The sequence below is a fragment of the Chloracidobacterium validum genome, assembly GCF_018304825.1.
Taxonomy (GTDB): domain Bacteria; phylum Acidobacteriota; class Blastocatellia; order Chloracidobacteriales; family Chloracidobacteriaceae; genus Chloracidobacterium; species Chloracidobacterium validum.
The window spans coordinates 110,016-130,184 of sequence record NZ_CP072649.1 but is presented as its reverse complement, the minus strand read 5'-3'; the positions used below and the strand labels follow the sequence as shown (position 1 = coordinate 130,184).

At 61.9% G+C, this 20,169-nt stretch carries 20 protein-coding genes; 10 read left to right on the top strand and 10 right to left on the bottom strand.

Annotated features, from left to right (window positions below):
• Nucleotides 1-45: 45 nt before the first annotated feature.
• From J8C06_RS11680 to J8C06_RS11670, 3 genes are all read right to left on the bottom strand, one after another.
• On the bottom strand, nt 46-1,962 hold the full coding sequence (locus J8C06_RS11680; protein ID WP_211430338.1) for a serine/threonine-protein kinase: 1,917 nt from the start codon (nt 1,960-1,962) through the stop codon (nt 46-48).
• A 5-nt stretch (nt 1,963-1,967) separates the two neighbouring features.
• Nucleotides 1,968-2,540: an ECF-type sigma factor gene (locus tag J8C06_RS11675; protein WP_211430619.1), complete on the bottom strand. Its 573-nt coding sequence runs from the start codon at nt 2,538-2,540 to the stop codon at nt 1,968-1,970.
• A 69-nt stretch (nt 2,541-2,609) separates the two neighbouring features.
• Entirely contained in the window at nt 2,610-3,455 is an 846-nt protein-coding gene (locus J8C06_RS11670; RefSeq protein ID WP_211430337.1) for a DUF4384 domain-containing protein, read from the bottom strand.
• 254 nt (nt 3,456-3,709) lie between these two features.
• Between J8C06_RS11670 and J8C06_RS11665 the strand changes: the two genes are divergently transcribed.
• On the top strand, nt 3,710-4,390 hold the full coding sequence (locus tag J8C06_RS11665) for a class I SAM-dependent methyltransferase (RefSeq protein ID WP_246602141.1): 681 nt from the start codon (nt 3,710-3,712) through the stop codon (nt 4,388-4,390).
• A 23-nt stretch (nt 4,391-4,413) separates the two neighbouring features.
• Entirely contained in the window at nt 4,414-5,634 is a 1,221-nt protein-coding gene (locus tag J8C06_RS11660) for a BtaA family protein (RefSeq protein ID WP_211430336.1), read from the top strand.
• Between the two features lie 82 nt (nt 5,635-5,716).
• Here the strand turns inward: J8C06_RS11660 and J8C06_RS11655 are convergent, their stop codons facing one another.
• Nucleotides 5,717-6,928: an FAD/NAD(P)-binding protein gene (locus tag J8C06_RS11655; protein ID WP_211430335.1), complete on the bottom strand. Its 1,212-nt coding sequence runs from the start codon at nt 6,926-6,928 to the stop codon at nt 5,717-5,719.
• A 200-nt stretch (nt 6,929-7,128) separates the two neighbouring features.
• On the opposite strand from J8C06_RS11655, the gene J8C06_RS11650 reads away from it, so the two are divergent.
• Nucleotides 7,129-10,485, top strand: a complete 3,357-nt coding sequence (locus J8C06_RS11650) for a TonB-dependent receptor (RefSeq protein ID WP_211430334.1) — start codon at nt 7,129-7,131, stop codon at nt 10,483-10,485.
• A gap of 170 nt (nt 10,486-10,655) precedes the next feature.
• Here the strand turns inward: J8C06_RS11650 and J8C06_RS11645 are convergent, their stop codons facing one another.
• Together J8C06_RS11645 and J8C06_RS11640 are read right to left on the bottom strand one after the other, a co-directional pair.
• On the bottom strand, nt 10,656-11,378 hold the full coding sequence (locus J8C06_RS11645; protein ID WP_211430333.1) for a sigma-70 family RNA polymerase sigma factor: 723 nt from the start codon (nt 11,376-11,378) through the stop codon (nt 10,656-10,658).
• Nucleotides 11,379-11,414: 36 nt separating this feature from the next.
• Nucleotides 11,415-12,500 carry a transglycosylase SLT domain-containing protein gene (locus J8C06_RS11640; protein WP_211430332.1) on the bottom strand — a complete coding sequence of 362 codons (1,086 nt, stop codon included), beginning with the start codon at nt 12,498-12,500 and terminating at the stop codon, nt 11,415-11,417.
• A 266-nt stretch (nt 12,501-12,766) separates the two neighbouring features.
• On the opposite strand from J8C06_RS11640, the gene J8C06_RS11635 reads away from it, so the two are divergent.
• Nucleotides 12,767-13,177, top strand: a complete 411-nt coding sequence (locus J8C06_RS11635; RefSeq protein ID WP_211430331.1) for a hypothetical protein — start codon at nt 12,767-12,769, stop codon at nt 13,175-13,177.
• Nucleotides 13,178-13,331: 154 nt separating this feature from the next.
• Here the strand turns inward: J8C06_RS11635 and J8C06_RS11630 are convergent, their stop codons facing one another.
• From J8C06_RS11630 to J8C06_RS11615, 4 genes are read right to left on the bottom strand one after another with little or no spacing between them, the layout of a single operon-like run.
• Complete coding sequence (locus tag J8C06_RS11630; protein ID WP_211430330.1) at nt 13,332-13,604, bottom strand: DUF4351 domain-containing protein; 273 nt, start codon at nt 13,602-13,604, stop codon at nt 13,332-13,334.
• Between the two features lie 6 nt (nt 13,605-13,610).
• Nucleotides 13,611-13,865: a hypothetical protein gene (locus J8C06_RS11625; RefSeq protein WP_211430329.1), complete on the bottom strand. Its 255-nt coding sequence runs from the start codon at nt 13,863-13,865 to the stop codon at nt 13,611-13,613.
• Between the two features lie 52 nt (nt 13,866-13,917).
• Nucleotides 13,918-14,160: a hypothetical protein gene (locus J8C06_RS11620; protein ID WP_211430328.1), complete on the bottom strand. Its 243-nt coding sequence runs from the start codon at nt 14,158-14,160 to the stop codon at nt 13,918-13,920.
• A gap of 9 nt (nt 14,161-14,169) precedes the next feature.
• Nucleotides 14,170-15,255, bottom strand: coding sequence for a phosphotransferase family protein (locus J8C06_RS11615; protein WP_211430327.1), 1,086 nt, complete (start codon nt 15,253-15,255; stop codon nt 14,170-14,172).
• A gap of 180 nt (nt 15,256-15,435) precedes the next feature.
• Between J8C06_RS11615 and J8C06_RS11610 the strand changes: the two genes are divergently transcribed.
• The 6 genes from J8C06_RS11610 to J8C06_RS11585 all read left to right on the top strand — a co-directional run bounded on the left by J8C06_RS11610 (nt 15,436) and on the right by J8C06_RS11585 (nt 20,134).
• Nucleotides 15,436-15,954 (top strand): DUF6702 family protein, encoded by a 519-nt coding sequence (locus tag J8C06_RS11610; protein ID WP_343216906.1) that lies wholly within the window; start codon nt 15,436-15,438, stop codon nt 15,952-15,954.
• Nucleotides 15,951-16,448: a CIA30 family protein gene (locus tag J8C06_RS11605; RefSeq protein WP_211430325.1), complete on the top strand. Its 498-nt coding sequence runs from the start codon at nt 15,951-15,953 to the stop codon at nt 16,446-16,448. The genes J8C06_RS11610 and J8C06_RS11605 overlap by 4 nt, the downstream gene beginning before the upstream one ends.
• 150 nt (nt 16,449-16,598) lie before the next feature.
• A complete protein-coding gene (locus J8C06_RS11600; RefSeq protein ID WP_211430324.1) occupies nt 16,599-18,512 on the top strand; it encodes a LysM peptidoglycan-binding domain-containing protein in 1,914 nt (637 codons plus the stop codon).
• Nucleotides 18,513-18,575: 63 nt separating this feature from the next.
• Nucleotides 18,576-19,100 (top strand): hypothetical protein, encoded by a 525-nt coding sequence (locus J8C06_RS11595; RefSeq protein WP_211430323.1) that lies wholly within the window; start codon nt 18,576-18,578, stop codon nt 19,098-19,100.
• A 327-nt stretch (nt 19,101-19,427) separates the two neighbouring features.
• On the top strand, nt 19,428-19,745 hold the full coding sequence (locus tag J8C06_RS11590) for a hypothetical protein (protein ID WP_211430322.1): 318 nt from the start codon (nt 19,428-19,430) through the stop codon (nt 19,743-19,745).
• Nucleotides 19,742-20,134, top strand: coding sequence for a hypothetical protein (locus J8C06_RS11585; protein ID WP_211430321.1), 393 nt, complete (start codon nt 19,742-19,744; stop codon nt 20,132-20,134). Before J8C06_RS11590 ends, J8C06_RS11585 begins: the two co-directional genes overlap by 4 nt.
• The last annotated feature ends 35 nt before the right edge of the window (nt 20,135-20,169 follow it).

Sequence of the window (20,169 nt, the reverse complement as noted above, 5' to 3'; positions counted from 1 at the left end):
CGGATAGTGCGGCGTGCGGCCGGCGTGCCGTCCACCGAGCTAACCTCAGTGCTTGACCACGGCCTGGAACACGATCGGGTCCGTTCCCGGTGCAGCACGGACCTGCCGTTGCGTTCCTTCCGTTGCAACCTGCGTTTGAAGCGCCTGCCGTTCAACCAGTGTGGCCAGTTCCCGTTGCTGGGCCGGTGACAGGGGTTGTCCAGAACGCAGCCCTTCAAAAGCTGCCAACTTTGCCGTCGAGAGCACGACCGTAAAGTTCGTGACGGCAGTCCGCGCCAGTCCGATGGAGGCGTTCTTCGGAAACACGACCGGGTAATCGGCCGGGGATGGCTCATCCGGCATGCGAAAGGCCGTCAACTGGCCGTTCGTGGGCGCAAATAGGTAAAGAAAGCCGGTCTGCCGTGGCGTCAGGTGAAACACGATGTCCTTGCCGGTTGGGACGACTTCCTCCGGTTTGAGGAAGCCGGCGCTTTCACTTGGATTTCCCGGGGCGACGAGTTCGATGTCGCAGGTCAGCACGCTCGACGCCGGGCTGGGGGCGGACGCCAGACGCGGGGTTCCGGCCGTTCCTACCGTGGCGGTCGCTTTGGGCGGGCTGTTCCACCACCAGATCACCGAACCACCCGCGCCAAACAACAACAGGAGGGCGATGCCGACTAGGATGACCTGTTCCAGGCGTTGCTCACGGGCGGATGGCAAGGGTGAGCTGGTCTCGCTCGTGAGTCCCGATGGCGTTTCACTGTCGGTTGCCAAGCGATCGGATTCCTCACCGGCCAGGGGTAAGTTCGAGAGCGAGATAGTCGGCTCTTCCTCAACGGCCCGCGCAACGGCTTCTTGCTGCGCCGAAATCTCTAGCGCCTGGATAAATGCGCCGACGAACGCCTCCGCCGTGGGGTAACGGTCGGCCGCTTCGTAGGCCAGCGCCTTGCGTAGAACGTTTTCGACTTCCTCATCCAGGTCGGGACGCCGCGCCCGCAAGCGGTCGCCAAAACCGGCCCGCTGCATGGTGGTCAGGGAGCGAATGGCGTCGCGGAGCGTGGACTGCGCCGGTTTGTAGGGACGTTCCCCGGCAAGCAACTCGTAGGCAATGACGCCAAGGGCATAAATATCCGTCGCGGGCGAACACCCGGTGGAAAGGACCTGTTCCGGGGCCATGTAGGGAAGCGTGCCAACCAGGCCCTCCGGCATGTTGTTGCTCATTGCCGAGTTCGCCACCTTGGCAATGCCGAAGTCAATCAACTTGACGTGGAGCGCGTCGTCACCCAGGTCTTCGAGCATGACATTTTCGGGCTTGAGGTCACGGTGATAGACGCCTTCCCGATGCGCTGCGCCCAGGGCGCGTCCGATTTGGGCAACCACGCTGGACACCTCGGCCAAGGACAACGTCCGGCGCTGCATCAGCGCCCGCAGGGTCTCGCCGCGGACATATTCCATGACGAAATAGGATTGCCCGGAGAGCAGCCGCCCGCGGTCCAGCACCGTCACGACGCCCGGATGTGAAATGCGCGCCAGCGCCTCGCTTTCACTTTCAAACATGCGCTGGGCAAGCGGTGTGCTTTGCTGGGCTTCGAGCAGCACCTTGACGACGACCAGTCGCCCATGGAGCTGCTGGTCGCGGGCGAGATAGACGACGCCGTTGCCGCCGCGCCCCAGCTCACGTTCGACCACATAGCGGTCGCTGACGCTCGTGCCGCGCGCCTGCTGCCCGGTATCCAGATGGAAAAAAGACTGGGTTTGAAGCGCGCCGTGCTCGGTTGGCAGGTCTTCCAATGCCGAGGGCTGGAATGGTTCTTCGATGAAGCTCTGGGCCGAAGGATGAACCCGGAGCAGTGACTCGACTTCGTGACGGAGCGTCTCGTCGCCGGCGCAGAGCGCGGCGAGCAAGTCTAACTGCTTGTCCGGCGGCGACTCCAGGACTTGATTGAAAATGTCCGTAACCCGTTGGTACTGTTCCGGTGTCATGGCGGTTATCCTTCGCGCGTTGGCCGGAGTTCCCGATACAAGAATGTTTTCGCCATCGCCCATTCCCGCTTGACGGTAATGGGCGAGATGCCGAGCGCCTCGGCCACAGCCTCGACGGTCAGCCCGCTGAAGAAGCGTAGCTCGACGATACGGCACTGCCGGGGTGCTAACCCTTCGAGCTTGGTCAGCGCCTCATCGAGCGCCAGAACGTCCACGTCACCGGATGAGGTGGGCGACGCCAGCCCACCCATGCCGTCGAGCGTCACCACGACTTGGTCGCCGCCGCGCCGCTGACGCTTTCGCCCGCGCACATGATCGACCAGGATGCGCCGCATGAGCTGGGCCGCAATGGCAAAAAAGTGCGCCCGATTCCGCCAGTCAGCGCGCTCCTGTCGAATCAGCCGCAGATAGGCCTCGTTGACGAGCGCCGTGGGTTGCAGGGTGTGGGTGACCGATTCGCGGCGCATGGCGCGGATGGCAATGCGCCGCAGTTCCTCATACACCACCGGCATCAAGCGTGCCAAAGCGCTCTCATCGCCAGACTGCCAGTCCGCCAACAGTTGCGTTACATCGCCCATGTGCGTCGGGGGTGAAGCTGGTGACGGTTCTGCCGCGCGACAACGCGACCGGGCAGCCACCGCGAACACTCACTGTTTGACGAGTTCAAGTCCGGCAACCAGGGTGTCAACCTTGGCTGATTCGCTCAGGTGGATGACGGATGGCGCGGCGACACTTGGGCGCAAACCGATTTCGCGGGTAATGGCAACCGCTTCAACGGGGTCCTGGACGCGACCCAACTCGCTTCGCTGCACCGTCCGCTTGACCGGCTGCTCCAGCGCCAGCTCGACCCGTGACCAGACGCCGGCTGGAGGCGTCCAGACCTCCTGCCCCGACTGACGGACGGCCTGGATCAGGCGCTCGTTGGTCGGGATGTCGGGCAGTGGCGCGCGCGAAAAAACGAAAAAGATTTTCTCACGCACTTCGCCGGGTGTGAGAAAGGCAAACCACTGGGCATCCGGGTCAGATTCCTTGTCTGACGGAATCTGATAGGGCACATGCCCGCGGATGAAGTTGTCGCCGTTTTGCAACCGCGCATGGGGATAAATCATGCGCAGTGCGCCCTTGGAGTCGGCGTTGAACACGTAGAAGTACCCATCCTGATTGGCTTCAACCACAAAGCGAATCTCGTCGCCGGTATTGAAGACTTGCCGGGGATCAACCCGTTCCGGCCGTCCCTGCCGATTTTTGGCATAGAGCGTGTAGCCCAGCCCAAGCGGTTCCAGACTGGCCGGATTGGTCGGGACGGCCTTTGGCGATTTGTTGCGCGCGGCGACCGGCCGCGGCGACTTGGTCGTGGTCGGGCGGGTTCGAATGAAGGCATCGCGGGTTTGATCGCCACCGTCCGTCAGCCCCTGCGCCAGCGGAAGCCCGGCGCTGGCGAGAATGACGCCGGCGGCAAAACCTGCATTGAACAGACATCTGAGGCTAGACATGGTACAAACCACCTCCCAAAAACGGTTCATACTCCATGACGCGCTGTTTGACTGCAAAGTGTATCATAGCGGGTGAATCATGCGCTCGGTGATGCTTTAGGCGCGCGCCCGTCAGCCAACCCGACTGGCCGGTGGCCAAGGGCGACGAGACAAACTGCGAATTGACGGAAGCCTGTCCGTCCGAGTAAGTTACGCCAACCATACGCCAGACCATCACCTTGTCGGCTCAGACCCGCGCCGCCACCCAGCGCCCGATGAACAACCCCCACGCCGCAAAAATGGACGCGATGTATCGGCGGCAGCGATACATCTATGACCTTTCCCGCAAGTACTTCCTGTTTGGACGGGACACCCTGCTGGCCCGGCTGCCGGTGGATTCGGGCGCGCGGGTGGTTGAAATTGGCTGTGGCACGGCGCGGAATCTGGTCATTCTGGGGAGTCGGCACCCACAGGCCCGGTTTTACGGGGTGGACATCTCCAGCGAAATGCTCATCTCGGCCCGGGCCAACATTCGCCGCCGCCGCCTGGAGAACGTCAGCGTCGCCGTCTCATCGGCTGAAACGCTCAATCATCAGACGCTCTTCGGACTCGAAACGCCCTTCGACATCGCTTTCTTTTCGTATTCACTCTCGATGATTCCTGACTGGCGAGCCGCCCTCAGCGCGGCGTTGGCGAACATTCGCCCCGGCGGCTGCCTGGCCGTGGTGGATTTTTGGGATCAGAAAGAGTTGCCGATGTGGTTCGAGAAGCTGCTTGGCGCGTGGGTACGCCGCTTTGATGTCACGCCGCGTCCCGAAATCCTCGATGAACTTGCCGCCTACCGGGACCGTGGGGCCGGAAAGCTCACGGTTGAATCCGTTGGTGGACGCTATGCTTTCATTGCGCTTTTTGAAACCGCCGGCTCCAACTCGATTGGGGTGGCCCATCCATTCTGAATGTCTTTGTGAGGCGTATTCCCGTGGCCACTGACACTGCCCAACTGCTCCGCGCGGCAGTTCACCAAAGCCCGCTCACCTCGAAACAGGGAGTGTTGGAGCGGCTGTTTACGTTCTACTTCGATGCTTTCGTCTATAACCAGATTTGGGAAGACCCTGAGGTTGATCTCGCGGCGCTGGAGCTGACGCCCGATAGCCGCATCCTGACGATTTCTTCGGGGGGCTGTAACGTTCTCAACTATCTGGTTCACGCACCGGCGCATATCACGGCGGTTGACTTGAACCGCTACCACCTGGCGCTGTTGCGGTTGAAGCTGGCGGCAGTGCGTTATTTGCCGGACCACGAAGCGTTCTTTCGGATGTTTGGCGCGGCCAATGACCTACGGAACGTCAAGGCTTACGATACCTACTTGAGTACGCATCTTGACGACGCGACCCGCGCCTTTTGGGAAGGTCTGACGATGTTTGGCAAGCGGCGCATCCACTTCTTTGCCGACAACCTCTACGACCACGCCCGGAACGGCTTCTATCTGCGCTTTCTTGAAAAACTCGCTCACATGATGGGGATTTATCCCGACCGCCTGGTGACCCTGACCGATCCATCCGAGCGCGCGCAGGTGTTTGACGCCACGATTGGGCGCTACTTCGACAACTGGCTGGTGCGCAGCCTGTCGAAGCTGCCGTTCATCGTGTTTGGGTTAGGGATTCCTCCCCGGCAGTATGAAGCCATGCGCCGGGAGACACCGGAAAACATCCTGGCGATGTACCGCAAGCGGGTTCGGCGGTTCGTCTGTGACTTCCCCATCGAGGAAAACTACTTTGCCTGGCAGGCGCTGGCGCGCCGTTATGACCTCGAAAACCGGCGGGCGATTCCCGAATATCTCAAAGCCGAGCACTTCGATGTGCTGCGCGCCAACGTCTCGCGGGTAACGACCGAAGTCACCTCGCTGACCGCGCATTTGCGTGCGCAGCCAGCCGGAGCCTACGACCGGTTCGTGTTTCTTGATTCCCAAGACTGGATGAAAGACGACGAGATTACGGCGCTGTGGCGGGAGGTCGTGCGGGTGGCGCCGCCGGGTTCGCGGGTCATTTTCCGCACGGCCCCGGAAACCTCGCCGGTTGAGAACGCCCTTCCGCCGGATTTGCGGGCGCGTGTCCGGTATGAGCGCGAGCAGTCGGCCGAACTCTTCACGCGCGACCGCTTCGCCATTTATGGCGGGTTTCATCTGTACGTGGTGAACTGAGCCGCGCCAGGCTTCTTCCCGGCGCGTATTCCGGCGAAGTCCAGGCCGCTCGGCTTCCACGGTTGAAGACAGCATCCGGCGCTCAGGCCGCAGTCACCTGGTGCCCGGTGCGCCGGCGCTCGGCAACCTGCGCTAGGCGGTCGGCTGCTTTGCGCGCGCCGGCAATGTTGCGCGCCGTCGGGCCGAGTTCGAGTTCGGCCAGTGGACCCATCACGTACAGCCCTCGCGCCCACCGCAACGCCCTAGAAACCACCGGATAACCGCAGGGGGCGATGGGGAGTTCGTAAGTGGCGACCGCCGCATCCAGCCATGCGCCGCCTGGACGTCGTCCATCAAAGCCCGTCGCCAAAAGCAAGCAATCCGTTTCCAGACTGTCCCCAGGGCTGAGGTGAAGTTGAATCCGGTGCGCGTCCGTCGGCTGGGCATCCAGCACCTGGGCTTCACACAGGCGCAGTTCACGGCGCTGCGCAGCGAGTCGCAAGTTCTGCGCGACATCCTTTGGAACCGAGCCACGATGCCGCGCCTCACGGATCATGCGCCGGCGGCGGTCAAGCGAGCGCTCCGCCTCAAAAGCGCGCATGTACTTTGGCCCCAGCCAACCGGGATCACTGTCAAACTGATGGATGCGAAGGGGATGCGGCAAAAGTAGCGTCACCGTTCCGGGTTGCCGCGCCGCCAGCGCCAACGCCAGTTGGGCGGCGGAAATCCCGCCTCCGAACACGACGGCCTGCTGCCAGTCCCCTAACTCGGCCGCGCGAAAGTTTGGATCAAACACGTGCCGTACCGGCGCGCCGCTTGACGCAAGCGCGGCGGTCCACGCCGGATACGCCGGTTGGTCACTCAACCCGAGCGCCAGCACCACCCGACGCGCGTCAAGTCCTCCGGCAGGGGTTTCGACGCGCCAGCCGCGTTCGCCCATCCGATGCAAACCAACCGCTTTGCTCTGAATGTGCAGCTCAGGCAACCGGTGTTGCGTCAACAGGTGGTGGCAGTGGGCCTGGAACAAGGCGTATGCAGGGCGGTCATAGGGCGGAGCAAACGCCGCGAACCGCTTTCCCTCCGGCGTACGCGAAAACTCGAACAGCTCGAAGGCGCTCAGACCAATGTGGTGCACCACCGGGGAGCGGAGAAACGGCATCTGGACGTTGCCGGTGCACTGCGTCCAGCGCGCCAGCAGCGACGGCTGCGGGTCAAGCAAGCGTACCCGGTCGGCGGCAACCCCGGCCTGCGCCGTCAGCCGGAGCGCCGCATGCGTCCCGTGGATTCCACCACCAATGATGAGCCAATCGAGCATGTTGAAGCTTTCCCTGCCTTGCCAATTGCCTTTATTCGTAATAATACGATTTATGTACACCGAAGCTAGCTGCCCAAAGCTCCCACCGTCAAGTATTTCCAGCCAAAATCCAAATTGCCTCAGTGGATGGACAGCCCAAACCTGATCATAGTAAATAGGAATCATCGTGAAATTTGGCTTGTGTTTCTGAGGACTTTCCTATGCAGAACAGGATGTTTCACCGGCGAGGTGGCCAAATCGGGTGGATCATGCGCTTCGCCATCGCCTTGACCTTCTTCGTCATCACGGTGGGACCGGCCGCGACCGCGGCGCGGGCCGCAGGCCCAACCGGGACGATTACCGGTGTCGTGCGGGATAGCAGCGGGGCGTTCATTGCCGGCGCGGAAGTCGCCGCCACGAACCTTGCCACCAACTTCACCCGGACGGCCACCACCAATGCTTCCGGGCGCTACGTCATCGCCGAACTCCTGCCGGGTGAGTACCGGCTTGAAGTCAAACGCGATGGCTTCCAAACCGCCGTCGAGTCCCGCGTCATCGTCAACGTCGAGGCGACGGTTGCCAAGGACTTCACGCTGGCCGCCGGAGCCATCAGTGAAACCGTCACCGTCGAAAGCGACAGCGACTTGGTCAACCGGGAATCCGGTGCGCTGGGTACGGTCGTCGAGCGCAAATTTGTCGAGAATCTTCCGCTCAACGGACGGAGCTTTCAGGCCCTGATTGAGCTGACGCCCGGCACTGTGCTCGCCGCGCCGAGTATCACTTCGACCGGGCAGTTCAGCATCAACGGTCAGCGCACCAATGCCAACTACTTCATGGTGGACGGCGTAAGCGCCAACTTTGGCGCGGCCGTCACGGCCCAATCCTTCCAGCAGGGGGCCGGGACACAACCGGCGCTGACGATTCTGGGCGGCACGAACAGTCTGGTTCCGGCCGATGCCATGCAGGAGTTTCGCGTCCAGACCTCCAGTTTCGCCGCCGAGTATGGCCGCACGCCGGGTGGACAAATTTCGATTTCCACCCGCGGCGGAGCCAATGCCTTCACCGGCTCGCTGTTCCATTACCTGCGCAACGAAAAGCTTGACGCCAACGATTGGTTCAACAATCGGGACGGGCGTCCGCGGCTGCCGTTGCGGCTCAATCAGTTCGGCGGCACGTTCGGCGGACCGATCCGGATACCGGGACTGTACGACGGGCGCAATCGGTCGTTTTTCTTTGCGACGTACGAGGGACTGCGGCTACTCGTGCCGGGGACGACCTTCGTTGCCCGCGTGCCGTCGCTGGCGGCCCGCCAGGCCGCACCGGAGCCGTTCCGGGCCGTGCTCAATGCCTTTCCGCTCCCCAACGCCCCGGCGCAGCCCGGCGATCCGGCCGATGCGGCGCGCTACCTCACCGGCATTTCCGACCCGTCGGAGGTGGATACCTTCAACCTGCGCCTCGATCAGAAAATCGGGCAGACGGCCAACCTGTTCTTCACGTTTCTCAACTCGCCGTCGGGCAGTCGTTTCCGGTCGTTCCCCAGCCAGGAAAACGCCTTTGAGCGGAACAATCGGAGCTTCACCGGTGGCGCGACCTGGGCCATTCGGCCCAGCCTCGTCCTGGACGCGCGCTTGAACTTCGGGCGGTCGCGGGGCAACTTCGACTTCCGGGGCGTCGAACGGGATGGGGCCGTCCTGCCGCCGGACTCACTCATTTTCCCATCGTTTGCGCCACGGGCTTCGACGGCGGTCAGCCTTCAGACCATTCCCGGCGTATCTGGCATTTCAGCCGCCAACCTCACGCAGGGACGGACGCTGGGCCAACTTCAGCGGCAGTTCAACTTGGTTGGGAGTGTGACCTGGATCGTCGGCAATCACGAAATCAAGGCCGGCGCGGATTACCGCCTGTTGCGTCCGATTCAGGACACGCGGGCGCTTTCGATCAGCTATGTCTTTAGCACGCCGGCCAGCCGGGCCAATGGCGTGCCAACGTCAATTTCGATTCAAGCGTTTGCGCCGGTCACGGGCTTTCGCATTCACAACGTTTCATCGTTCATTCAGGACACTTGGCGCGTGTTGCCGCGTTTGACGCTGACGTTCGGACTGCGGCATGAACTCAACCCACCATTGGCCGGCGACCGGCTGCCCTTCTCGATTGATGGCCTGGATAACCCGCTGACGGCTACGCTCGCTCCGGCGGGGACCCGCCAGTGGCGGACGCGCTACATAGACTTCGCGCCACGGTTTGGAATCGCCTACCAGTTTGCCGAACGGTCCGGTTCGGCGCTCAACCAACTGGTGGGGGGCTGGATCATACGCGGCGGCTACGGCCTGTTCTATGACCTCGGCACGGGAACGGCGCTGCGCGGCTTCAATAGCTTCCCCTACAACACGTTTCGGACGATTACCAATCCCGCGCAGTTGCGCTTCCCGGCTAACGAAGCCGACCTGCAACCGCCGCCGTTTCTCAATCCGAACAATCTGCCCATCAGTTCCAGCTTTTTTGTCTTTGACCGGAACTTGCGCTTGCCCTACACCCATCACTGGAACGTCACACTGGAGCGGGCCATCGGGCGCAACAACGCGGTGACCATCTCCTATGTCGGCGCGGCAGCGCGGCGGCTGCTGCGCAGCGAGCAGCTCCGCAACTACAACGAAGCTTTTGCGCGCCAGAATTTCGGCCTCGACCGCGCCGTGATCGTCATCAATCCGGCCGTCTTTGGCCCCGCGCCGGCGACATCTCCGCAGGCCGGGTCGCCGGTCAACGTCACCCGCAACGCCACGTCGTCGAACTACAATGCGCTACAAATGCAGTACCGGCGGCGATTGGCACGCGGCGTGCAGGCGCTGGCATCTTACACATGGTCGAAGTCCATTGATGATGTGTCAGACGAAGCTTTTCAGGGCATTCCCCTGGAAGGCTTCAACCAGCGGTTGGAGCGCGGTCCATCGGATTTCGACATTCGACAGACATTGACGGCGGCCGTGACGTATGACATTCCATCCTTTTCTGACAACGCGCTCGTGAAGGGCATCTTTGGCGGATGGTCGGTCAACGGCATCTTCCGCGCGCGGTCAGGACAACCGCTCAATGTGATTTCTCAGTCATTTGACGTGTTCAACATCGGCACGACGCGCCGCGTGGACCTCGTGCCAGGGCAGCCGGTGTTCATCCGCGACGGGAATGCGCCGGGTGGTCAGCGCCTCAATCCGGCGGCTTTCGCCGAGCCGACGCGGAATCGGCAGGGCACGCTGGGTCGCAACAGCCTGCGCTGGCTGGGCGCCAACCAGTTGGATTTCTCCGTGCGGCGGACGTTCACGCTCTATGAGCGGTTGCGGTTGCAGTTCGCGGCCGAGTTCTTCAACCTGTTCAACCAGGCCAACTTCAGCGCGCCAAGTCCGACGCGGTTGCCCAATGGAAGCCTGTCCATCAATGGTGAATCACCTAGCATGCTGGGCCGGGCGCTAGCCGGGGCTGGGACGACCGCGACGCGGCAGACCGGCCCGGCGAACGGCTTCAATCAGCTTTTCCAGTTTGGCGGCCCGCGCTCGATTCAGTTCTCACTGCGGCTGGTGTTTTAGGGCTGGGGTGAAACGTCTGGGCGCGTCAATCAAAAGCTTCTGCGCGGCCAAACGTTGAGCTGGTCCGGGTCGGCTGCGCGTGCCGCGCCCGCGAATCCGGCGCGAACTTTGACAAGCCCCACCCTGAACGGCGGGGCTTGTCGCACACCACGTCATACGAGACTTTTCACTCAGGTCACGTCCTCGGCCACCAGCAGCCCCTCACGCTGCATTGCCTCGCGCAAACGTTTGATGGCCCGCGCATGCAGGCGCGAGCCCCACGACCGCGACAGACCTAGTTCAGCCGCATAATCGGCGGCGCTCCGTCCCTTGAAATAGAGCGCCTCGATGGTAGCGCGATCTTCATCAGGAAGCTGCGCAACCAGCCGCATCATACGGCCGATGAGGTCGTCGCGCTCCAGCGCCCGCGCAAAGTCCAGGCTATTGTCATCGGCAATGGTGAGTTCCTCGTGGTCGAGTGACAGCAAGTAAATTGGAATGAGGCTTTCGAGTTGCGCGCGCGCGTCGGCAATATCGTCATCGAGCGTCGCCCCAGGAGTTGGGCCACCGGGGTCTTCTTCCGCCAGGCTGTGGAGGAAGTCCGTCGCATTGGCTTCGGCGCGCGCCCGTCCGCCATCCACACGGGCAAAGTTCGCCATTTTGCGCACTTCATCCCAAATCGCGCCCTTGATGTAGTAGTGCGCGAAGGTCACGAACGACACGCCCCGCGCCGGGTTGTATTTCTCCGCGGCGCGCACTAGCCCCAGATTACCGTAGGCAATCAGGTCGTCAATTTCGACGCTCGGCGGCAACTTGCGGACGATGTCATAGGCAATCGTCCGCACGTAGTGCAGGTGCTGCTCGATGAGCGCGTCACGATTGACGTTTGGAAAGGATGGCTGCGTTCCGCTCATGCCGTTTCGCGCCACCGTACGGAGAAACCGTCACCGTCACCCGGCGGCGGTACGGCGGCGCGCGACGCGAGCGACAATCTGTTCGGGGTAGTTTCGAATCTCAACGAACTTCTGGGCTGCCAGTTTAGGGAAGTACCGCGCGGCGGCCAACGCCAACGGCGCGTCTTCACCGCCAAGCGCGAGGTGTTCCCACTTGGTCGCCCATTCGCGGGCAAAGGCCACGGCTTCCGGTCCGGCCAGACCTTCCTCCCGCGCGCGCGCCAGACCATCGCGGTACGCATGCCCCATGGCAACGGTAATCGTGCCTTCCCCGCCGTTGTAGGCCCCCATGACGAACTTCCAGTATTCGGCTCCCTGGGGCGTCCCATAGCGCGAAAAAGCCATTTCCGTCAGGCGTTGCGCCTTGACGTGCAGCAGTCGCGCGGCTGCCGGAATGGCCAGACTTGGGTTGAGGCGTTCGTCGCTTTCCGTCCCCGGCACGCCCACTGCCAGCCCTAACTCACGCGCTTCGCGGCGGCCAATCTGGGCAACGCCGGCATAGCCATACTGATTGACGACATCCGTCCGCAGCCCTGACTCCTGCACCAATAGGCTTTTGAGAAACTGCGGCGGCAGCCCCGGACACAAGGCCACGGCTTGCTCGATGATCGGATCCAGGGCGCTGGCAGCGGCCAGCTTGTCCTTCCCTGTGACGCGGGTTCCAGCGGCGACCGTGGAGGCCGAGGACACTGGCGCCGCCGGTGCGGATGGTTGGGCTTGCGACTGGAGCGCCACCAAGTCATTCAGCGTCGGCTGGACGAGCTGGGCGCTGATTTCGTTCCACTCATCGAGGAGTTCGGGCGACTGTGACAGGTCAGCGCCGATCAGTTCTGGGTGGCGGGCCTGGAAGATAAGGTCCGTCAACTGCCAGGGATCGGTGAAGCCCGACTGCACCGCCATGACAATGGTCTTGAGTTCTTCGCGGGTGCGGCGTTGGACTTGCGAATCCGCCCCCAACGCTTGTTCAAGGCGGGTTTCAAAGGCAGTTTTCCCAACCGAACGAGTGGATGCCGGCTGTCGCAAGAGGGCGTCCGGTCGTATCCGCGATGGGTCGGTGCGTTGAATCGTCTGGTCAGTTGCCATGGCGCAATCCCGTCGTTCCAAACCTAGGCCCAAACTTGGGCGGGTCCACACAGAACCCCCATTATAGTTATCGTTGAACACCGGACAATGTTGCGCCAGGCTTCCTTTATTCGCGCCTCGACACATGGCGCTTGTTCCGTGACAAGACACACGCGACTGAGCAGACTCGGCATGCTAGCCTCAGGGTGCGTTTGTGCTCCCGCGCTTCTGTCGCGCAACAACCTACCAAACCAAAGAAGCCATCTGAACAAAGGAGTTATCTAAACATGCGCAAGAACTGGATACGCTATGCCCTGTGCCTGTGGGCGGTCGCCGGGTTGCTTCACATGGCGGCCGTGGCGCGGCTGCTCGATGAGCCGAAAAAGGCCCCGGCCGTCGAAGGCGAATACGACATGGAAATCACCGTGACCGGCGCGGGCATCTTTCCCGTCGAGCTGAAAGTGACTCGCAACGACGAAGGCAAGCTGGTCTGTGAGTCGAAGGATCAAATCGGCGTTTCGATCACGGGCATCGCCGTGGATGAAGCCGGACATGTCACGTTGACCGGCAACTACCAGGGGATGGATTTTGAATTCAAGGGCGTGGTGGAAGGCGACACCATGAAAGGCGAGTTTGACATTTCGGGCTACGCCGGCACCTGGGTGGCGACCCGCAAGAAGCCGTCCCAAGAACAGTGAGACACGTTGAGCGCGGTGGACACCGAACCAGAAACCGGACGAGTTTTTGGCGGATTTCACCACTGCCAGGCGGTGTTGCCGCGCTCTCCCCGGCATCCTGTTCTCGACTTTCCAGTTCCTCCCACCAGCCGGTCTGCGGTTTCATACCTGTGGATCATTGCTCGGCATCCAACGCAGCACGTTCAAGCCAGACGGCAAGGGCATCGGCAAGGTCAAAAAGCGCATCCGCCAGCCGTTCCAACGATTCGCGCCCCAGGGTCTGAATGCGAGCCGTGACTTCCGGTGCCAACGCGCCAAATCTGCGGCGCAGCAGGCGTGTCATCAAAAGACGCTCATGCTCGAGTCCCCGCTCCAAACCTTCAACTCGGCCTTGTTGCAGGATGAGCTGATACACACTCGATTCCCGAAGCTGCTCCAACTGGATCATAGCTGTTCATTCCAAAATACCGACAAGCTCCGCCACATCATGCCGGAGTCCTCCAAACACCAGAAAATGCAACTGTAGCTCCCGCCTTTGTGTCTCGTTCATCATGGCTTCCAACCGCTCCGCTGCCCGCGCCAAATCCAACCGGTCTCCACGCATCAGCGGCACGAGCGGGAGCAGAGACGACCGCTCTGCCGCCAATACCTCACTTGCTGCCAGTTCCCAAGCTTCACGACGGTGTACCCAAAACGCATCCGCAGCCATCCCGACTCGAGCGTGGCCTCCGTCGGGACGGGGTCCGGCACGCCGCGCGGCGTCAGCAGCAACAAAAACGCCTGCACGGGCAGGTTGTGGGCAATCCAGCGTTCATACTGGTTTCAACCAAGAAGATTTCGTCGGCGATGCGTGTCGAGGCAATGAGTTCCTTGGAGAGCGGGGCGACCGCCGCCGGAGCATCGGCAGGAAGCGCGCCGATCAGAGCGAGTAGCGCGCGGGGGTCAGCCTCGGCGAGGGACTTGAACGCTTGGTCGTAGGCGTTGCGTTGAGCGGCATCTGCCATCGCATTGCCTCAGCCAGTCGCGCCTCCATCCAGCACACGCTGCGCCAACTCGGCAAACAACCGCGCCATATCCCCCATCCGGGCGAAGCGTTCATCCCTGGTGAAGCCTTTGGCGTAGCGAAAGTAAATCTGCTGCACGATGACGGCCACCTTGAAATAGGCGAACGCCTGGTGCCACTGCATGTCGCGCAGGTTACGCCGGCTTACTTCTGCATAGCGCGCCATCAGTTCCGTCCGGGTCAGGTTGCCGGGCAGGGCCGTCAGTCCAAAGCTCATCGCATGAACTTCAGGTGGATCATCGCGCTCCACCCAGTACGCCAACGCTGTCGCCACATCCGTCAACGGATCACCCACCGTCGCCATTTCCCAATCCAACACGGCGCGAATCTGCGTGATGTCGGTTGGGTCGAGGATGACATTGTCGTACTTGTAATCGTTGTGAATGAGTGTGGCGGCGCTGTCTTCGGGAATCCGCGCGGTCACCCAGGCAATAACCTTTTCAATCACCGGAACGTCATCCGTCTGAGCTGCGCGATAGCGCTTGACCCACCCTTCCACCTGCCGCCGGACATACCCCGCCCCCCGGTAGAGGTCCTGCAATCCGGCAGCCGTCACATCCACGGCATGCAAGTGAGCCAAGTTATCCATGAAGTTGATCGAAAGCTGACGCATGGTGTCCGCCTCGAGCACAACGCCCTCCGGCACACTCGTCCGCAAAATGATGCCCCGGATGCGCGTCATCACGTAGAACGGCGCACCAAAGGGGGAAGCTTCCGCCGGGATGTAGCACACCGGTTGCGGCACGCGCCCATAGACTGGATACAGTCCCGACAGTACGCGAAACTCGCGCTGCATGTCGTGGCCGGCCCGGATGTGTTCAGCCCCAAACGGCGGCCGGCGCAAGACATACTCACGTCCGCCACCGGTGATCGCATAGGTCAGGTTTGAGTGGCCGGCCGGAAACTGTTCAATCACGAGCGGACCGGCAAGCTCAGGCAAGTATGGCTGCAAGCAGTCCAGCAGGGCGGCCGGGTCAAGGGTTTCGCCCGGTCGTGGTGGGTGGGCGGTATCGAGAGCAGAAACTGGAACCGGCATAGCAATAAACCGTGTGTCGGCGAAAGACGGAGGAATCGGAGATTAGGCTTGAATGGATTGCACAAGTGCCAACTACTTGCCAACATCGTGTAGCTTGTCAAGTCATTTGGCGCGCCGATGACAACCGATGCCACGCGCTTGGCACAGCGTCGCACGGGCCGAACTCAGGAGATACATTTGATGACCTCACGGCGGGCATTTCTTTCCACGGCGTGGCTGCTGGCGGCCGGCGTGGTTCGGACGGCCGGGGCTGCCCACAAGTTTCATGCCAGCTTCACCACGATCGAGTTCAACCCGGAGTCCGGGTCGCTGGAGATTTCCCTGCGCGTGTTCAGTGACGATCTGGAAAACGCGCTGAGTCGCAAAGCACGGCGACGGATTGAACTCGACCGCGCGCCGGAGGCTGCGGAGATGGTCAGCGCTTATGTCCGCGAGCGGCTCAAGCTCCGGCGCGCCAGTGGCGAGCCACTGCGCCTGGCGTGGGTCGGGATGGAGCAACGGGTAGATATGACCTGGGTCTATGTTGAAGCGTCTGCCCCAGATGGGCCAGGCGGGATCGAGGCGCTGGTGACGGTCTTTTTCGAGTTGTTCCGGGATCAGAAAAATAACGTGTCGAGCAAGGACGAACGCGGCAAACGCCACGATATTCTGTTTCGTCCGAGCGACAGTGGCTTCAAACCGCTCATTCCAGCAGCATGACGGTGCTCTTTGATTTCACGCATCCGCCAGCAATCGAAGCCTGGTATGCCCTCGGCGACCGGGTGATGGGTGGCCGTTCAGTTGGGCAGTTGCGGCCAACCGGACAGGGTCATGCCATTTTTGAAGGGTTTGTCTCGTTTGAAAACAACGGTGGGTTTGCCTCCATCCGCTCACAGCCACTCGACCGAACGCTTCCCCCAAATGCCGAGTTCATCGTGGAGGCGCAGGGCGATGGGAAAACCTACAAGTTTGTCGCGCGCACCGACGGCGGCTTCGACGGGGTTGCTTACCAAGCGACGTTCACCCCCAGAGCGGAATGCTGGGAAACCTATCGTTTTGCGGCTACCGAGTTGACACCGACGTTCCGTGGGCGACCGGTTTCCGCGCCACCGCTGAACTCAGCCGCCATCACGACCTTGGGCCTGATGATAGCCGGCAAGCAGTTCGGCCCTTTTGCCCTGCGACTGCGCCGGATCGCCATCGCGGACGCCTAAGCCAAGCGTCATGGCTGCCCTTCCCACCGGGCTGGTGGCTTTTTCACCTAAAAATTCACCTAAAACGCAACATCTGGCACGCGCTGCCGATAACGTGGATTGAAGACCGAAGGGGTCGAAATTTTTCCAGCGCAGGGAGCAAGGCAGGCTATGGCACGGATGAACGGCGTCACACGGACACCCAGCCCTTCCCCCAATCCGACGACCGGCACGCAGCATTTGATTCGACGTGGCGAGACACTCTCCGGCATCGCCCAACGCTACGGGACGACGGTGGATGCCCTGATGCGGGCCAATCGGCAAATTCGCAACCCGAATCTCATTTACGCTGGGCAAACGCTCACCATTCCGTCCACACGCAGCACGACCGCGCCGCCCCAGACCAACACCGGCCAGTATGTGGTCCGCGCCGGTGACACGCTCTCCGATATTGCGGCCCGCAATGGCATTGACTTGTCGCAACTGGTCAAAGCCAATCTTCAGATTCGGAACCCAAACCTCATTTATCCGGGCCAGGTCGTCAACCTACCTGGCCGCCAACCGGCCGCGCCGGCGCCATCGGTTCCAACCCCAACCCGTCCGACGCCGCCCCCGTCACCGCCAACCACACCCAACCCACCCCGGGTGGACACGACGACGCCAGTCGGCTCCATCCCGCGCACCGGGAATGCTTTCATTGACTCCATCGCTGCCGATGCCATCCGCAGCCAGCGCGCCACCGGCGTTCCGGCATCGGTCACGATTGCGCAGGCCATTCTCGAAAGCGGCTGGGGACGCTCGGCTCTGACGCGCCAGGCCAACAACTACTTCGGGATCAAGGGAACGGGCCCGGCCGGCTCGGTCACGATGCGCACGCGCGAAGTCCTCAACGGGCGCGAAGTCTATGTCAATGCCCAGTTCCGCAAATACAACTCCGCCGCCGAGTCATTCGCCGATCACGCGCAGTTTTTCATCCGCAACCCGCGCTATGCCACGGCGATGCGGCACACGAATGACGCCTTCCGCTTCGCGGCCGAGATTCACCGCGCCGGGTATGCCACCGACCCAAACTACACAAACTTGCTGCACCGCATCATGCGCGAGCATGACCTGACGCGCTTTGACGCCATCGCCCGGAGTGGCAACACCGTGCCGAGCCAGCCGCCCGCGGCACCCGCGCCGTCCAACCCGCCGGCGGCCGGTACGCGGGAGCATCGCGTTCGGATTGGCGATACCTTGTCGGGCATCGCCCAGCAATACGGCACGACGGTCGCCGCCCTGCAACGCGCCAACCCCAGCATCACGAATCCAAACCGCATTTACCCGGGCCAGCGCATCGTGATCCCCGGCAGTGGTAGTTCCCCTGCGCCCGCGCCCACCCCGCGCCCACCTTCAGAGCCAAGTGCTCCCACGCCGCCTCGGACGGGCCTACCACGGACGGAAGGCATGACCACCGCCCAGAAGTTTGCCCTGTACGCCAACTACATCGAACGTCATGGCTCCGAGCAGGCCAAAGCCGATCTGGCAGCCGGCCGGACCGTGATTTTGGGCTTGCGCGTCCAAACCAACACCCGCGCCAATGGTGGACAAGGCGTTTATGATGACCGTTTCGTGACCTTGCGCAAGCTACCTAACGGCCAGTTCCAGGTGACCGAATTGCGTGGCAATACCGAACCAAGCAGCCAGTACGAAGATGGCTGGTCAGGCCGGACGCGCCGTCCAATGGGCGTGGATAGCAACCGTGACGGCCGCCTCGACCTGGGCCGGCTGGTGGACGGCACGCACGAATATATGCGCGCCAACGTTGGCCCTAACTTTGGACCGACGCAACCCGACGGCAACAACATCCTCATGCCCACGACGAGCCGCCCGGTCGTCCGCGACACCAACCACGACGGCGTCTTTGACGAGCGTGACCGGAACCGGAACAGCTTCGAGGGACGGACGATGTATTTCCACCGTGGCGGCACGACCAACACCTATTCGGCCGGATGCCAGACCATGCCGCAGAGCGAATTCAATCGCTTCTGGTCATCGCTTGGCAATCAGCAGCGGTTCCAGTACGTTCTCGTCACGGTCGGCTAAGGCCGTCTTGACAAACTTGCGAGGGCCTGGCGCGGATCGTCATCAAGAAAGGATTGGCAAATCATGAGCGGACAGATTGGGGGCATTCCGGGTGGCGCACAGACAACTGGCGTACCAACCCAACCAACGGGAGCCCAGCCGGGCGCCGGCGGCGGCAAGTCATTTGAGTCGGTGATGCAGCAGACCGCCGGGCAACCAACGGATGTCTTTCAGCAGGGCAGTGGCACGTCAGGGCTCACCTTGGAGCAACTCCGCGCCGACCTGATGCACCGCCTGGCAAATCCAAGCCTCAGTGACTTCGGGTTGCAGGTTGATAGTGCGCGGCTACGAATTTCCGCGCTGCGGGATGGGGTTCACGGCCTTTCGCCCGAACAGCGCCCGCCAGACCTGATGGCCCGCTTCTCACAGGTGGAACATCAGTGGGAGAAGATTGAAGCCATGCTCAACTCCGACCGTGAGCTGTCGCAGGGTGAACTGCTTGGACTGCAAGCGCGCATGTACCAACTCACGCAAAACATTGAAATCTTGAGCAAGGTCGTGGACCAAGTCACGGGCGGCATCAAGACAATCCTTCAAACAAACGTTTGAATCGCGCCAGCGGGCAGCGCGCCGAACCGGTGCGCGCGCCAGTTGGTAAGTTGACAGACGGGTTGGAACCGCTACAATCGGTTCGCTGAGCTACCCCCTCAGACGTGGCAAGTGCTTTTCAAATCTAGGGTTATCGTACTTGCCATGGGGTGCGTGCCACTTCGATAGGGCGCTTGCGCCGCACGCCACCTGACCACACTCGACACGAAGGGCATTGTGCCGATGAAGCCACACCGCAGACCCCGCCGAGGTGGAAGCCACAACGGCAACCAGAACGGCAATGTTGCCAAGAGTGCCAAAGGCAAACGCACAGGACAGTCCAACCAGATGAACGGCTTACCGCAGTACGCTGACGAAGTGTACGAAACGGCCGTTGCTCCCCAGTCGCCGGCCGAGCTGGAAGCCTATCTGGCGACACAGATGCGGTTGCTCATTCATGCCCGGCAAGAGCAAGAGCGCGCACTACGGCAAATCCGCGCGCTTGGCGAACAGCTAGCCCACGAAGGCCACGCCCCGCAAGTCCAGGAGCAATACACCAAGGCCGTCGCGCTGTGGCAATCATCCCGGCGGAACGGGGTGAGTGCGCGGCAAAAGTTGCTCTTTGCCATGTCTGAAAAGCTCATGATTGACACCAACCTGCCATGACCAATGGGGCATCCGTGCCAGTAGCTCTCGATGAATCCCTTGTCAGTCGCATCCACGAGCTGGCCCGTTCGCTTGGGGTTGAATCGGATTCTTTTCTCCTGGCTGACTTCCACTTGGCGGATGTGGATTTGCTTCATCAGATTGCGGATGGGTTGACACTTGCGTTTGTGACGCACTGTTACCACCACCACCCACGCGGCGAGAACGTCTATGAACTGATGGCGCTTGAAGAGAAAACCGCGCCAGACACGCCAGAAGCGCTGGCGCTGGCGGCTCGCATCGAAGAAGCTGCCGCAGCTCAGATTCCCTTTGTAGTAGGGATCAACCGCCTACTTGAAGATTACTACCGCATCCGTCGCCAGATCGACGCCTATATCAGCGCACCATAAAAACGTGCCGACCGGCCACCTTGGTACCGCCCACT

Excerpts from the sequence above, each read along its gene's own strand:
- J8C06_RS11680 (WP_211430338.1), bottom strand. The coding sequence starts at position 1,962 with ATGACACCGGAACAGTACCAACGGGTTACGGACATTTTCAATCAAGTC.
- J8C06_RS11675 (WP_211430619.1), bottom strand. The coding sequence starts at position 2,540 with ATGGGCGATGTAACGCAACTGTTGGCGGACTGGCAGTCTGGCGATGAG.
- J8C06_RS11670 (WP_211430337.1), bottom strand. The coding sequence starts at position 3,455 with ATGTCTAGCCTCAGATGTCTGTTCAATGCAGGTTTTGCCGCCGGCGTC.
- J8C06_RS11665 (WP_246602141.1), top strand. The coding sequence starts at position 3,710 with ATGAACAACCCCCACGCCGCAAAAATGGACGCGATGTATCGGCGGCAG.
- J8C06_RS11655 (WP_211430335.1), bottom strand. The coding sequence starts at position 6,928 with ATGCTCGATTGGCTCATCATTGGTGGTGGAATCCACGGGACGCATGCG.
- J8C06_RS11650 (WP_211430334.1), top strand. The coding sequence starts at position 7,129 with ATGCAGAACAGGATGTTTCACCGGCGAGGTGGCCAAATCGGGTGGATC.
- J8C06_RS11645 (WP_211430333.1), bottom strand. The coding sequence starts at position 11,378 with ATGAGCGGAACGCAGCCATCCTTTCCAAACGTCAATCGTGACGCGCTC.
- J8C06_RS11640 (WP_211430332.1), bottom strand. The coding sequence starts at position 12,500 with ATGGCAACTGACCAGACGATTCAACGCACCGACCCATCGCGGATACGA.
- J8C06_RS11635 (WP_211430331.1), top strand. The coding sequence starts at position 12,767 with ATGCGCAAGAACTGGATACGCTATGCCCTGTGCCTGTGGGCGGTCGCC.
- J8C06_RS11630 (WP_211430330.1), bottom strand. The coding sequence starts at position 13,604 with ATGATCCAGTTGGAGCAGCTTCGGGAATCGAGTGTGTATCAGCTCATC.
- J8C06_RS11625 (WP_211430329.1), bottom strand. The coding sequence starts at position 13,865 with ATGGCTGCGGATGCGTTTTGGGTACACCGTCGTGAAGCTTGGGAACTG.
- J8C06_RS11620 (WP_211430328.1), bottom strand. The coding sequence starts at position 14,160 with ATGGCAGATGCCGCTCAACGCAACGCCTACGACCAAGCGTTCAAGTCC.
- J8C06_RS11615 (WP_211430327.1), bottom strand. The coding sequence starts at position 15,255 with ATGCCGGTTCCAGTTTCTGCTCTCGATACCGCCCACCCACCACGACCG.
- J8C06_RS11610 (WP_343216906.1), top strand. The coding sequence starts at position 15,436 with ATGACCTCACGGCGGGCATTTCTTTCCACGGCGTGGCTGCTGGCGGCC.
- J8C06_RS11605 (WP_211430325.1), top strand. The coding sequence starts at position 15,951 with ATGACGGTGCTCTTTGATTTCACGCATCCGCCAGCAATCGAAGCCTGG.
- J8C06_RS11600 (WP_211430324.1), top strand. The coding sequence starts at position 16,599 with ATGGCACGGATGAACGGCGTCACACGGACACCCAGCCCTTCCCCCAAT.
- J8C06_RS11595 (WP_211430323.1), top strand. The coding sequence starts at position 18,576 with ATGAGCGGACAGATTGGGGGCATTCCGGGTGGCGCACAGACAACTGGC.
- J8C06_RS11590 (WP_211430322.1), top strand. The coding sequence starts at position 19,428 with ATGAACGGCTTACCGCAGTACGCTGACGAAGTGTACGAAACGGCCGTT.
- J8C06_RS11585 (WP_211430321.1), top strand. The coding sequence starts at position 19,742 with ATGACCAATGGGGCATCCGTGCCAGTAGCTCTCGATGAATCCCTTGTC.